The organism is Pseudomonas kurunegalensis (assembly GCF_030291635.1).
Classification (GTDB): Bacteria; Pseudomonadota; Gammaproteobacteria; order Pseudomonadales; family Pseudomonadaceae; genus Aquipseudomonas; species Aquipseudomonas monteilii.
The window spans coordinates 1,674,565-1,689,312 of the sequence record NZ_CP127871.1; the positions used below are offsets into that span (position 1 = coordinate 1,674,565).

Sequence of the window (14,748 nt, forward strand, 5' to 3'; positions counted from 1 at the left end):
TGTCCTCCGTTATTGTGCGGCAGGGATAAGTGTGGCGCAGACGTAACGGGTCTCACCGTTCTCATCGTTCTTGTGCGCGCGGCCGATCATGACTTGGTCAGTTGGGCATTCTTCGGCAGTGCTGCTGCTTTCCTTTTGCTCTGACGACCACACGGAGGGCTGGACCAGAACGGGTAGGTTTGTATTAGGGTCGACGAGGGAGCCGCATTGATATTTGGTATCCCCATTCTCATCACCGTCGTGATGGCGGCCAGTCATGACGGTGTTGGTCGGGCAGGTATAAAAGATGTAGCGCTTGTTATTAGTGGATGGGGTTGCGCTTGTCTTTTCTGGGTCACGGCCAGACTCTCTAAGAGCATCAGACCATTTTCGGTCGCTGATTTTATAGTTTTCAGCAATTCGGCATTTATAAGCGGTGTCCTTATTTTCGTCACCCTCATGTTTTCGGTAGTAAATCATCGACGACCCGGGGCAGACGGCCTCTTTGCCATCGCTCTCTTTAACCGTAATTGTGCCTTCAGTATTTTTTAGTGCCAGTGGTTTTGTGGGTTCGGGTGTGTCGATGGTGCCAGAAGCAATGAACTTTACACATGTCGTTGCTTCGCGCATCTTATCGCCGGGCGCCGTTTTCTTGTCCACAAGCTTCAGGCCGCGAAAGATGGTTTGGCCTATTGTGTAATTTTGAAGTTCTTCAAATGAGTAAATATTTGGGGAGCCCGTGCTGGTGGCGATGGTTTTAAATTTAATCCAGTATTCATTTTCCTTGGCTGAATCAGTTATACAGTCAAATCGCGATGAAAAGATGATTTCCATGGCTGAAGGCAGCCGGTCAAAGCGAACTTTTTTTGTGCCGCTAAGATAACAAGCTTGGTTGGGGTTGAACGTCGAATTAAGAGAGGTTTCCCCCGAGCCCTCTGCAGGTGGAGGAAAGCTGCAAGGCACATTGTCATCGTTCAGCAGTGTGACGCCGCCGATTGGATCACTGGCGAATGCCTGCATGTTCAGGGTGGCACTGAGCAAGGCAAACGTTATGGGTTGCAGGATGTTGCGTCTAGATAATTTCATCGTTATGCCCTATGGCGGAATTCGTGAGTGGTTTATTCCAGCGTTGGAAAATCGCGCTATTAGCCTAAAAGTTTGTGTGGCTGCATGCACCTGGTAAAAATGACAGGGGCGTACCTGTTAAAACTGTCAGGTGCGTCTACGCCAGCAGTGTGGTAAGCCAACGATTACCTAGTATTTTTACCAGTTGGCGCGCCTGCCGACTGGGCTTATAACTCATGGGAAGTTCATCTGAGTAAGGCGATTTTCATGCGAACCTCCCCTATAACGAATCGCGTAGCGTTGCTGCCTGCGCCGACCATTGAAATCCGTAATGCCTATGACGAAATCGACCTGGAGGTATTAGGCGATCAACAGTTAGAGACGTACATCCAATACGATGACATTGCCGAAGGTGACAAACTCAGAGTTCATTGGCGAGGTGCCACGGCAGAGGGAGAAGCCCTGGACTCGGTGGATATTGGCGTTGAAGTTGAGCTACCGGATTTTGACCCGGTTAAAAAACGCATGCGCGTATTAATTGGCAATCGCTATGTCACCGAAGGCGATCAAGGCTATGCCTTTTATTCCTATGAGCGCGTGAGCGGTATGCCCGCCGAGTCAGGGCGCACGTTCAGCTTCATCGGTGTACGGCCGCATCGCATGGAGCATATGCCCGTGACGCAAGCCGTTGAATCCCATGCCCTGCATATAGACCCCGATGCGTTGGGCAGCAGCGGGGTCACCTTCGTAGCGCCGCCCTATGCGGCGATGCGTGAGGGGGACACCGTGACATTGTTTTTTCGCGGTTACGAAGCCAACGGTGATTTCGATCAGGAGAAACGTTATCCGCTGAAAGTTGAGAAGGACCGTATCGGCCTTAGCCTTGATTGGAAGGTGGGCAAAGGTGAGTTCAACTTCATCAAGAAGGGACGTGCGGAAGTCTGTTACGAAATTGATTTTGTCGGCAGCACAGAGGTGCTCAAGGGGCCGGTCCAAACCTATCGGATTGACTCGATTCCCGCAGCCCCGGCGCTTCTGCCTGCCCTTGAGATCGAGGGCTACACCGGTGGCCCGCTTGATCCTGAAGAATTCCCCGGCGGCCTGATGGTGCGTGTACCTGCGTACCCAGGGTTGCATACCGCTGACTGGACATTGCTGCATGTCAACGATGAGCCGGGTGCTGCCGTGCTACGTGCCGACCTGAGTACGCTGGCCAGTGGCGTGCAGGGTGTTCACCTGGATGCGCAGGTGCTCAAGGGCACTACGCAGTTGACGCTGGGTTATCAGGTTGCGCGGGAAGGGCTGGGCCTTTCCGGTGAGTTGCTGGATATCGAAGTACTGCAGCCGCGCATTTTTCGGCCTGTTGGTGTGCAGGATGGGTATACGGAAAACCCCGCCCCGAACATGTGGCTGGACGCTGACCTGGCGACAGCCGGAGCCACTGTCACGGTGCCCGACCCTGGCCTGCGTCCGGGCGAGCGACTGCAGCTGGCCTGGCAAGGGCGTTCGAAGGCCGGGCAATACGATCAGACACTGCCAGAAGGAAGTACCCCACCGTATCGCTTCACTGTTCCGCCCACTGCCGTCGCCGCCAACATGGAGGCGACTGAAAGTGCAACGGCCAAGCGTTTCCCGGTGTTGTTCCGCCTGCTGCGCGACAACTTGCCCCCGCTGGAATCGCCGCCTGTGCAGCTGCGAATTCTGCCGTTGGCGACAACTCGCTATACGACTATCGAATGTGAGGGAGCCACGGGCACCACGTTGTCGCTGGCTGCGGTGCCAGAGAAGGGTGCCACGTTGAGGCTGCCAGCCTGGGTGTTCATGGCACAGGGGCAGCGGCTGAACGTTGTGTACGACGGCGTGAAAAAAAATGGCAGTGCCCTTGTGGAGTTGTTGCGCAGTGAACTCACCAGCGAAGAGGAAGTGCGCAACCGCGAAGTCGTCGTCATGCTGGATAAGCGCATTTTGAATGAACAAAAGCTGGGTGAGTTGTTTGATTTGAAGGTGAAGGTGAACTTTGAGAATGAATCTGAAGACGATACCTGGGTTGACTTCCCTATGTTGAGTTTGACGTTGAATGCGTAAGTGTCTAAAAAATTGATTGAGGGCTGGTTATGAAAAAGAATACTGAACTTTTTGCCGCAGGTGAGCGCTTGGAAGTGGATGATTATCTGGCACTGATGGCGGAGAAGGTCGATGCGCTTGGATGGGATGCAATTCTCGTTTATGACAGGTTCAAGACAAACGTGATTCTACTGCAGGAGTATATTCAGCGTTTCAATGGAGAGTCCTGGTTTCCACCTGCTAGTTTTGATGTGCCTACCACGACCGGCGTGGTTGAGCGTGTCATCGACTACCGGTTTGATAAGCCACGCCTGTCCTTTGCAAACGCTAATTTCGAAAGTTCGAAGCTCGACTTGATTATGAAAGTCGTCGGCGGCAAGCAGCTTTCGATCGAAAATCCGAATAATAAAAAATTACGGCAGGTGACCCGTATTAAAATGGCGGATGCTTTGAATGGTCCAATCCTGCGTGCGCGTGTGAACTTGGAGGAGGTCAACATCGGCGTGAGCAAAGGGCGGGTTGGCATGGATTTGAGCAAGGGGGAGGCATACGACCTTTCGTTTGCGGACACCCCTGTAGAGGACTCGCTTGGCGGGGAGGCCGTGCAGAAGGTGTTTGAGAAATGGTTGGGCGCAGAGAAGATTTTTGAGCTCAGCAACATGCCACGTACGGACAACATCATGAAGCCTGAGTTCATATCGATACGGACACAGGCTTCCGCGGACAGCAATGTGTTGGGTGCCGAAAGCCAGGGCGATGGAGTTGTATTGATTCTAGTTGCGATGGAAGGTAATACGTCAGAGCTACATCTTCCGTACAAAAGCTCTAGTTATTTTCTCCCGGGTAAGGCGGGTGAGTTCTCGGCTGCTATGCTTTTTTCGGGGACCAAGATGTTTGAAAGAGTGGTGCCCGTTATCATCAAGAATATGGACCGCAACGGGATTGAGTTTTTTGCAAAGTACGAGAATGGTGTTATTAGTGCAACGAGTGGTGGGAGGGTGGTGAGTCGAGGTCACGTAACAAAACCTGATTTCACTTTGTACCCGAGCGAATTCGGTGCGGTCTTTACGGATCAGCGTGATGCTAATGGTCATTTTGGAGAGCTGGCGTTACGGTTTGTTGATGGGAAGATTATATTGAAGTGGACGGGTGGTGCCGATGTTTACTTAAGGTATTATAATCATGGTAGTAAAGAGAGCGATTATGGATATTTTACGTCCATCCACAGCTATGCGGGTCATTATGATTTGTCGCCTGGTGCTGATGGGGTTATTCGTTTTGAGTTTAAGGATAAAGTCTATACTTCCTCGATGGGTACGCGCAGTTTTGATAACGGCGAATTCGCAGAATATGTGTTACAGAATTCGGGCTATAAAAATTTCCTCGATAATCAACTCGTTCCGGAGGTGACGGAAGGGTTTGAGCGTCTGGACACGGAAATCGACACCTTCCTTCTAAACAATCTGCTGTTCCAAGGAACGCAGGTGTTTCACACCGAAAGTGTCCATGTTCCCGGCCCTTTGGTCATCCTCGGACAATTGAACCCAGACCTGACAACCTTCCAGATCGACCCGGTAGAGACCATCGTGGGCGAAGGCCGCTCGTTTAAATTCCAGACCACCGATGCAGACGTACCGGTCACCTGGTCGGTCGCCAACCTTCCGGATGGTAGCGGCAATGCAGGCGTTATCGACCCCGATACCGGGGTATACACAGCCCCCGCCCGCACAGACCTGCCCGACAACCAAAAGCGGGTAATCGTCACCGCGAAAGCAAAAACGGGTAGTGCAGTGAGCCAGGCATTGGTCGGCATCGTCAGCCGGGATATCGGCCTGGATCCGATCGTGTTGATGGCCAATAAGGGGGAGGACGGCTACAAGGTCCGCGCCGCATCGCTGGATCCCAGCGAAACGCTCACCTTCCGTATGTCGGCCGGCGCACTGGGCACTTTGATCGACGACCCGGACGCCGACCCAGAGGTCCCCTATTCGAAACTGTATGTCCCTCCTCGCAGCGAAGAGGGCGTTGATCCGGGGCCGCAAGCCATTCCGGCGCAATGGCTGGCATACCGCAAGACCCCGGGATGGACCCTTGAAGAAGAGCTATCCCAGTACCTGCATGTCGAGCAGGTACTCGCAGAGGGCTCCAATGGAGGTAAGCAGGAAGTCGAAGTGCTGCTGCTCTTGCAAAACATTACCAACTGGTTCGAGTTCAAACCGTCAGGCCAGGGAATCCAACTGGAGCACTGGAGCACCAACAAAAAACTGGGTGATCACATCGTACCCGAAGAGAAGACGTACTGGTTCAAGGTCAAGGGCTCGGGAACGCTGGTTGACGGCGTATACACGCCCGATCCTTCGTCCGATGAAACCTACGCCGTCATCGTGGCAATCGAGGAGAACGACGACGCCTATAAATGGGTGCCTGCGATTCTGCCGATCCCGTTCGTTGGCGTGGAAGCTTACCTTGACATGGTAAAGGAGGACCTGAAATGAGCCTCTATTCCAAAAATGCCCTGCTGGAACGCCTGAGCAAAGGGGGTGTGATGTATGACTGGGGCGCGATCGTGGCGATCGAGGGTGCACAAATCAATCGCATGCTCGAGCAACAGTTCCTGGCCGCGTTCGACGACCAGCGTTTCATCCTGCCCTTCAAAGATTCCTTCGCACTGGATGAAGGCCTGACCGAATTCCTCACCCTCTCCAATGTAGTGCTCGGGCCCCCGCAGCTTTCGTTTGAAGGCGCTTCCATGGCCAATGCCAAGGTCAAGGTGACGCTGCCTATCCTCACCGGCAGTGTCGTCTCCAGGCTGCATTATGCCGGCCGCCCGCCGCGTCTGAACTACAGTATGAACCTGCATGAGCGCATGGGTTATCAGCTGACCATGACGGCCATGTTGCAAGTTCAGATGACCGACGTCAGCAACCAGGGCCGTTTGACGCTCGATCTGGCGAAGGGCGAGGCGCCAAGCTGTAACATTGGGTTGACCGACAGGGCAGCTTTGCTCATAGGTCAGCGCATCAACAGGAAAATCCTGGAACACCCCTCGTACCGGCAGAATACGGTAGCCGCCACGCTGGACTTCAGTGACTTCGGGCCTTTGTGCCCTGTGGACTTCACCGTGCGCACCCAGCCACATCCCGAAGGCCTGTTGAAGGGGTCGCCACATGCTGGAGAGGGGGCGGTGGTGCTGTTTTGCAGGCTCAAGGTCGGCGCCCGGGAAGGCACCTTGCCGGCCAACCCGGCTACGTTCCCCTACCTGATTCCGGATGATACCCGCGCAGATGGCGTGCCGAAATTCAATACCACGGTGGTATTGAACCAGGACCTCAAAGGCCTGTTCACCCAGTACCAGTCAGGCATGCTGGGTCAATTGCGCATGCCCAATGCCCAGGCAGTGGGCGTTCTGGAGCAGCACGACCCGCTGGACCGGGTGCTGTTCGGTAGCATCGATCCAACCCCGGAGACCTACAATGTCGAGCCGCTGCGCTCGCAGATGCTGGCCGGCCAGCAGCGCCAGTTGAACTTGAAGGGGGGCACGACTGCCGTCAACGCCACCCAGCAGTTGTGGGGGGCCGAATTGATGCAGCTCTCTACTGGCACCAAGGAGATTACCCAAGACGGGAGCTATACCTCGCAGCTCAAAGACTTCCGCCAGGCGCAGCAGGTAGTGGTGGTTTCCAACCACTTCCAGACACCGCAGGGCGAGCAAGTACGCAACGCCCTGATCGTCGAGTCGGTCAAAGCCCTGGAGCTGTCACCGCGGGTCGCCACCTGGTTGGAGGGCGACCGGGCTATCACGCTTTCGAGTTCCGACAGTTCGGTAACCTTTGCGATTGCGCAGGGCGAAACCGCGCTCGGTACGCTGACGGACCAGGGTGGGGGAATCGCGCTGTTCGAGCCGTTTACCCCTGAAGAGAATATCCCGGAAGTACTGATGCAGCGCATCGTGGCGACTACCAGCAGTGGGGAGAGTGCCGAAGCCGTGGTAGTCATCTTTGCCTACCCCGCCACGCTTACGCTCAAACCCGATTATGTACCCGAAATCGATGCCGCAGTACCCATCCAGTTCGAGCTGGCCGCACAGCGGGTTACCTTGGCGAATGGGCAGTCCCTCAGCCTGCCTGACCCGGCTGTGGCTACCCGGTGGGCGGTGTTCGGGGAAGGCAGCATTAACCAGACTGGGCTGTACATCCCGCCGTCCAAGCGTTCATCCATTGCAGCTGTGGTCATGGCAGAAGTCAACGAAGACGCCAGCGGTTATGCCGTGATCGAACTGGCCGAGAAATCGACGGTTCCGCCGGTCTGGCGCAGCTTGCATCGTTTCGAGTTGGAGGTGCGTGGCACCCCCGAATGCCTGGCCAATGGCATGCAACAGGTGGAAGTGCTGGTCACCATCGAGACCGAAAAGGTGGGCGACCTGGAGATTCGGTTGAGCCTGACCGAGATGTCGACGCTGAAATTCTATGACCTCATCAGCAACGTGCAACTGCCATTTGTGGAGGCGGGTGACGATGGGGTCGTGCCTGGGGACGGTGTTGCGCCTTGGCATGTCAACCTGGTTGAAAACCGGTTCAAGCGCCGGGGAGCCCCGACCGCGCACGGTGAGGTGCAAGGGGAAGGTGCGACCAGGCGCAAGCTGTTCTACTTCCAGAGCACCAAGGCCGGCAGCTCGCAATTCTACGCCACGTTCACCAAGGACGGTGGCGGTGAATGGGACTCGCGCGAAAAGCAGAGCACACTCAAGTTGCAGAGCCACGAGGCCCCCTACTTTCCCAAATCGGACTATACCTTCGAGCGTGAGCGGGTATTCAACAAGCCGCCGCCTCCTGCCGACACCCAGGACGAATTCAGTTTCAGCGACGAAACCATCGACTACTGGACTCTGTCCTGTAAGCACCTGCAGGTTCCGGTGAATTTTTTGACCTGCTCGCTGAATGCGGCATCTGCTGTTCGCTGGGAAAGCGAGCAACTCAAGGAAACCTACTTCAGCTACCTGTCATATGCCTTCAACTCCCCGAGCGAGCCTGCACCGACGCAGTTGACGATCGACGGCCGCCTGTTGGCGATGGCTGGTGAACTGGAGTACGAAGGGCTGAAAACCGACTTTGTCGATAATAAGGTACCTGGCAAAGGCCAGCTGATGATTTGCCTGCATCGCGTACCCGACATGCCGTACTGGCACGACAAGATGGCCAAGGGCAGCCTCCAGAAAATGTACCGTGCCGGGCTGGATAAAGGGCTCGAAGCCCAGCTGTACGATGAAGAGGGCAACCTTCATGAACTGCGGATCGACTTCCTGGGGCGTACCGTGCTGGATAGCCGCAACTATCTGGTACTGAACACAGGCACTATGGGGGATCGGCCATGAGCGATAAAAACTGGTTACATTCCAATGCGTTCAATTTCATGAGTTTCGTGCAGAACAGTGTCGATCCGCGTACCGGGCAGTACACCTTGGGTATCACCTTGCCGGAGTTGGTGGGCAACCAGCTCATGGGCCCCTCACTGCCACTGCGCCTGGGGTTCAACCCGATGAGCAGCCAAGACGCAGGCTTTGGTCATGGCTGGAGTTTGAACCTTACGCAATTCACGCCCGCCAGCAACATGCTCGAACTGCACACCGGGGAGCGTTACAAGATCACCGGGTCTGACATCGGCGATGGCACAGGGCTGGGTATTGACGAGCGCACGCTGGAAAGCTTCCACATGCATGAAGACACGCCGGGCACCCGTTGGCGGGTGGTGCACAAGTCCGGCCTGGTGGAGTTTCTGGAGCTGCGGGGCAGCGGTGACAATGCCGTTGCACTACCGGTGCGCGTCGAGGGCCCGTTAGGGCACTGGATCACCTTGGCGTACAACCACAGTTACAATGGCATACCCTGCCTGACCAGCATTGAAGACGGCGCTGGGCTCAAGCTGTTTGGCTTGTCGTACAGCAGTGGAGAGGTACACCTAGACCTGCACCCAGAATCAGGTAGCCGGGGCCGGCCGCTGGCACGTTATACCCTGGCCCTGAGCACCGAGGGCACACCGGCATTGCGCTTGCCGGTATCGGTGCTGTTGCCCTTTGATCAGGATGATCCGACCGCGAACAAGGGCAGTTGGCGCCTGCAATACCAACATATCGCTTACGAGCGCGACCGCAACCTTGCGGTGTTGCGCAAGGTGGACAATCCGGTAGGCGGCAGCGAGACCATCGAATACGAGTACGGTGACAGGATTGGCCATCGCTTCCCAGGGGATGTGCATCCGGCGTTGCCACGGGTCAAGCGTCATCTCTTCGAGCCTGGTGCCGGGCAGCCCGCCATGTTGACCACGTACGCGTACTCGGACAACAACTTCCTGGGGCGAGGGGCAGCCGGCGTCAGTTGGGTCGACAATGGCCTTGACAACCTCTACAAGTTTACGGGTTCGGACTTCGAGTATCACACGCAGGTCACTCATTACCTGCATGCCGACAAACCGGAGGATGCGCCAGAGCAGGTGGTGAAAACGGTTACTCAGTACTACAACCGTTTTCACCTCAGGACCCGCCAGGTCAACGTGCAGAACGAGCACGTGCACGAAGTGGCGACAAAGTATCACGAGACGCCCGGCTTGCCCTTCAGCCAGCAGGAGAAGTTCTTCCAGATGCCCGACACCGTGACGCGGCGCTGGAAGATTGGCAGCGGCGGAACATGGCCACGGGAAGAAACGGACAAGACACTCTACGACGACTACGGCAACCTGCTCGAAGAAACGCTGGCCAACGGAGTGCGCACCCGGTACGCGTTTTACCCCAAGGAGGGTGCGGGTGCCGACTGCCCGCCGGATCCGCACGACTTTGTGCGCAGCCTGCGCGACACAACCGTGATACCCGGCCCCGGCGATCAGAGGCAACCGGCGGCGCCAATCCGCAGCACTCGCCTTACCTATGGTCGCCTGCCAGCCAAGGTGGGCGCCCATGACAGGGCGGGTTCGCTAGTGGTGAAGAATGAGACCTTGCTGAAACTTGCCAGTGAAAGCGACCCGGTCGGCCAGCCCTATAGTGCGACGGATTACACGTATTACGGGGCGCACCGTGCTGCTATGGAATACGGCCGCACCCGATCTCAGGTCACCACACTCGGCAACAAATCGACCAGGGTTTCTTACGTCTATGAGATGTCGGACGCGATCGGTGCCAGTGTGTTGCAAACGGTGCAGACACGTACTGGTTTTGACCACGATACGGCGCAGGAATACGGTAACCCGCATCATGCTGAAAAGGTGATTACCCTGCGTCAGGATGTGTTGATTAACCAGCCGCTGCTCAACCGTGACGACAATGAGGTAGAGATTGAATACCGCTACGATGCGCTACGTCGGGTGATCGAGGAGATTGTTTCGCCCAACGACGCCGAGTTCAGGGCTTCGCGCCTTTATACTTACAGCCTGGTTACCTTGGCCGGCCAGCAAGCTGAGCAGACCAGCAAGGATGTCAAAGGCGTGATCACCCGTACCTGGGTAGATGGCTTGAACCGCGCCGTGACGCAGGAACGCCAGGATGCGGACAACCCCGATGGATTGCGTGCCGAGGCATTCCGTACCAGTTACAAGATGACCCATGACGGCTTCGGCAACCTTGTCGAGGAAACCGAGTACGACTGGCTGGACTATGAACCCGACAAGGTCGATACCCGGGCCGCGCAGCAGGTTGGCAAGCCGGTGAAAGTGACAGCGGCGGAAACCGCCTACACCACGCGCTACCTGTATGATGATTGGGGCCAGCAGTATTGTCAGATCGGCCCGGACAACGTCAGGCATTTCGAGCAGACCGACCCGCAGGGCAGTGAGCAGTGGAAGGACGGCCCCGTGCAAACCAGCTGGCGCGAATCAGAGGATGGCGAGTTGCGTGACGCCAGCACGGGTGAGCTGCTGGACCCTGACGGAGTGGGCCTGGGCCGAACCGGCAAGACTGTCAGCTGGCTCAACCTGTTCGAAACGCCCGTAAGGGTGGAGCGCTTCACGCTCGATGGGCCGGGCCAACCCGCCGCATCCTACAGTGTGCAGCAAAACCACTACGATGGCCTGGGGCGCCTGACGCAAGAGATAGACCCTCGCAAGGCCGAAAAACACTTTGCCTACGACCTGTTTGACCGGCTGGAGGACGAAACCCTTGCAGACGGGAGCATCGTGCACCGCGACTATGCCTCGCACAGCGGTGAAGACTTGCCAGTGCTCATCAGGGTAGGCAGCAAGGTGCTCGGTGAACAAGTGTTCGATGGCCTGGGCCGCATGGTCGTGTCGATTACCGGTGGGCGCAAGCGACAGATGTTCTACCTGCCGGGTCAGCGCCAGCCGAACAGGGTGATTACGCCTGCCGGTGAGACCATTCATTATGAGTACAACCCTCAATTGAGCGAGGAGCCTGTCACTCGCAAGGTTGCCGATACGAGGTCCCAGGCTGCTGCGCAGAATTTTGAGGCCAGCTATGTATACGACACCAAGAATGCGCGCCTCAGCTCTGCCGTGGAGGAAGGCGAACTGATCGAGCGCACTTACTTCAGCACCGGAGCGCTCAAGTCGGAAGTGCGTAACGATTTCGTCATGCATTACCAGGCCAGCCTGCGTGAACGTGCTCTGACTTACACCGATGTGCTCGGCCAGGTTCAGCGCTATGCCTACAACGCTGCGGGCCAGCTGGAGATGACGACGTTAGGGGAGTTAACGGCCTGTTTCACCTATGACACCCTTGGCCGACAGCTCAAGATTGATACGCGTGAAGGGCAGCAGTTCCTGACAACGGAGCTGCGCTACGACGCGTTTGATCGGGAAGTGTTGCGCACGTTCACGATGAATACCGCAGGGCAGAGCCTGGCGCAGGAATATGATGTACGGGATGCGTTGACTTCGCGAACGTTGCAGGAGGGTGAGCGTTTCCTGCGTAAGGAAACCTATGAATACGATGACCGCGGGCGGTTGGAAGCCTATACCAGCGACGGTGAACTTTCACCGGTTGATCACTTTGGCAAAGTGATCAATGAGCAGTATTTCCGCTTCGACGACATCGATAATATAACCCGGGTTTTAACGGTGTTCCCCGGTGGCAGCAACACGGCGAGATATACGTTCGATAATACCCAGGATCCGGCGCAGTTAACCGGTATCGACAATGATCACCCTGATTACGCGAGTGGTAATGTGACGCTTGAGTATGACGACAACGGGTGCTTGATCAAGGATGAGGCAGGGCGTGAGTTGGCTTATGACGGATTGAACCGTTTGATCAATGTAACAGTGCCTGCAAGCGGCGAGGCGCCCGAGCAAACATGCCGCTACGGCTATGACCCTGTGGACCGTTTGGCCAGTCAAGAAAGTTAAAAGCGGGTGATAAGAAATGAATGAAATGGCCCGTGCTTGCACGGGCCTTTTTATTATCTGTCAAGTCCAGGTTGCTGTCGAATACCTGATAAAAATGCCAGTTGTGATGCGGCGTGATCGAGTACAGGCTTTAACCAGGACCGAGGCTCCGGAATGCTGAGTGTGATCAGGTGCCTGAGTTGCAGAACTGTGCCTTTTGCCGATTAACGGGAGATCTCGCAATGAGTGATTCATCTGGTAAACGACCTGCAGTGAAAAAGAGTCAGCCGAAACTTCGCCCTATTCGTATTCATCATGCTGAGCCACAAGCGTTAGAGGCTCCAAGCGTAGACGCAGCAATTATTGCAGACCCTGCCGATAATACGGTCAAGGTCGAATACCTGGAAGATGATCAAAACGTATTCCAGATTACCATTCCTGCCTGGAATCTGGCGCCCCCCGAAAGCGGGCGGTACGACACGTTGGCGGTTCGACATGTGCAAAGTGGCACGCAGGTCTTGGAGAATGATTTCAATCGTGACGATACCGATAAATTTCCACTCGCAATCGAATTCAAACGTGCGCAGTTGGAGGCGTGGTCGGATGGTCTAAATAGTTTTGACTACAAGGTGTTTTTTTTCAACGGTGCCGAGGAAGAATCGGGCCCCCTTGACGTCAGGTTTGACCGCAAACCACCCTACGATAAAGCGTACCCTGCTGCGTTCCCGGCGATCGCCGATATTACTGACACTAATATCGCTACCGTAAATCTTTCATTACCCGATTATCCAGACCGGGCCGACGGCGACAAGGTGTTCTGGTTCTGGCTCAACGAAGTACCGGCTGAAGGTGACGACGTCGCCCCTGATGGCTTTGCCGACGTGGGTAACTTGCCGCAGGATATCCCCGTGCCTGCCGACATCATCAAAGCGAGGGGGGACGGCGGTGTATACGCGCTCTACGTCCTGACGGACAAGGCGGGTAATATCAGCCGGATTTCGGCCGCACGGGAGGTGGGGGTGGCCATAGGCCCACTGCCTGGCAACTTCAAAGCCCCTGTAGTGACTGCTGCTGATGATGGCGTGATCAACCAGCAGGATGTATTCGACGGTGTCGTCGTGCAAGTGCTGGCCTTCGATAACGCCAAGCCTACTGACCAGGTGCGGGTAATTTGGGGCAGCGATGCGTCCGAGTGGCGCGAGGTGGGTAGCCTCAACGCATTTCCGATGGACTTTCGGATGACACCGAAAGTTGTCTGGGACAGCTACGGTGCCAGCAGCACGGGTGAGGTTGCCGTGACGGTGGCTTACGAAGTGCGCAGGGGTACCGTGCCGCAAGGGGGGCGGGACATCGAGGTCAAGGTCAATCTCGAGCGAATAGGCCCAGTTGACCCTGAACCTGATCCGGAATGGCCTAACCCGGTAAACCCACGGCTGCCGCTTCCTGCTGTTTACGGCAAGGTGTCCGATACCGAGAACACATTACTGCCTGCTGATGAGTTTCAAGATGCGGGCTTGATTCTGCTTGTTGATAATTCGTTGAAGGAGAAAGACGTACTCACGTTTTACTGGGACGACGCCCATCTCGACACGTTGGACTATCCATTGAAAAGCGATGATATCGGTGAAGAACTGGAGTTCGAGGTGCCATGGGCGGCCATCGCAGCGAGGGGCAACGATATCGTTCCGGTCCACTACACGGTCACGCGGCCGGGCAACCCGAATGGCGTAGGGTCAGATACCACCAATGTGGACGTGACGGCCATCGACATCCATCCGGAGAAACCAAAGTTCCTGGGCGGCAATATCGGTAACCCTGTCGGCTGGCTGACCTGCGGTGCGCTTTACGATAAGGATAATCCTGACCCGCTTGACCCTGCAATCCGTGTTCAGGTGCCGGACCTGGCACAGTACGGGCTCAAGGCAGGTGACACGGTGACTTTGAAATGGACAGCTGTTCAAGGGTTTGCTGGTGAAACAGTGATACCTGGCGTGGACTTGGAAGACCCTATCGAACTCACAGCGACCAACATCAATGGTTTCGTTTGGCGTGTCCAGCCATATGAAGACCATATTCTGCCCATTTATGACTTTGCGCCTCCTGATCACGATGGGCGAGGAAGGGTGCACTATGAATTTGAGTTGGCTGGGCGTTCTTATGTATCGGACATCGAGGAACAGGTGGTTTCCATGCATGGTCCTTCAGGCTCTTGCCCATTGATACCCTGAGCATGTGAGGAGGGGCCGCCCACTCAGCATTTGTCGGCTTTTCCTACATATTATGGCGGCTTTTCTTTGTAGGGTTGTAAGTCATCGA

The 14,748-nt window shown here is 55.9% G+C and carries 6 protein-coding genes; 5 read left to right on the forward strand and 1 reads right to left on the reverse strand.

Annotated features, from left to right (window positions below):
* Positions 1-9: 9 nt before the first annotated feature.
* Positions 10-1,065: a hypothetical protein gene (locus tag QQ992_RS07565; protein ID WP_286112844.1), complete on the reverse strand. Its 1,056-nt coding sequence runs from the start codon at positions 1,063-1,065 to the stop codon at positions 10-12.
* 246 nt (positions 1,066-1,311) lie between these two features.
* On the opposite strand from QQ992_RS07565, the gene QQ992_RS07570 reads away from it, so the two are divergent.
* From QQ992_RS07570 to QQ992_RS07590, 5 genes are all read left to right on the forward strand, one after another.
* Positions 1,312-3,129 carry a hypothetical protein gene (locus QQ992_RS07570; protein ID WP_286112846.1) on the forward strand — a complete coding sequence of 606 codons (1,818 nt, stop codon included), beginning with the start codon at positions 1,312-1,314 and terminating at the stop codon, positions 3,127-3,129.
* Between the two features lie 29 nt (positions 3,130-3,158).
* Positions 3,159-5,603, forward strand: coding sequence for a hypothetical protein (locus QQ992_RS07575; RefSeq protein WP_286112847.1), 2,445 nt, complete (start codon positions 3,159-3,161; stop codon positions 5,601-5,603).
* Positions 5,600-8,479, forward strand: a complete 2,880-nt coding sequence (locus QQ992_RS07580; protein WP_286112849.1) for a hypothetical protein — start codon at positions 5,600-5,602, stop codon at positions 8,477-8,479. The genes QQ992_RS07575 and QQ992_RS07580 overlap by 4 nt, the downstream gene beginning before the upstream one ends.
* A complete protein-coding gene (locus QQ992_RS07585; RefSeq protein WP_286112851.1) occupies positions 8,476-12,453 on the forward strand; it encodes an RHS repeat domain-containing protein in 3,978 nt (1,325 codons plus the stop codon). Before QQ992_RS07580 ends, QQ992_RS07585 begins: the two co-directional genes overlap by 4 nt.
* Positions 12,454-12,674: 221 nt before the next feature.
* Positions 12,675-14,660 (forward strand): hypothetical protein, encoded by a 1,986-nt coding sequence (locus tag QQ992_RS07590; RefSeq protein WP_286112853.1) that lies wholly within the window; start codon positions 12,675-12,677, stop codon positions 14,658-14,660.
* Positions 14,661-14,748: the final 88 nt, after the last annotated feature.

Bases quoted from the DNA above. Each gene is read 5' to 3' on its own strand.
- QQ992_RS07590 (WP_286112853.1), top strand. From the start codon at position 12,675: ATGAGTGATTCATCTGGTAAACGACCTGCAGTGAAAAAGAGTCAGCCG.
- QQ992_RS07565 (WP_286112844.1), bottom strand. From the start codon at position 1,065: ATGAAATTATCTAGACGCAACATCCTGCAACCCATAACGTTTGCCTTG.
- QQ992_RS07570 (WP_286112846.1), top strand. From the start codon at position 1,312: ATGCGAACCTCCCCTATAACGAATCGCGTAGCGTTGCTGCCTGCGCCG.
- QQ992_RS07580 (WP_286112849.1), top strand. From the start codon at position 5,600: ATGAGCCTCTATTCCAAAAATGCCCTGCTGGAACGCCTGAGCAAAGGG.
- QQ992_RS07575 (WP_286112847.1), top strand. From the start codon at position 3,159: ATGAAAAAGAATACTGAACTTTTTGCCGCAGGTGAGCGCTTGGAAGTG.
- QQ992_RS07585 (WP_286112851.1), top strand. From the start codon at position 8,476: ATGAGCGATAAAAACTGGTTACATTCCAATGCGTTCAATTTCATGAGT.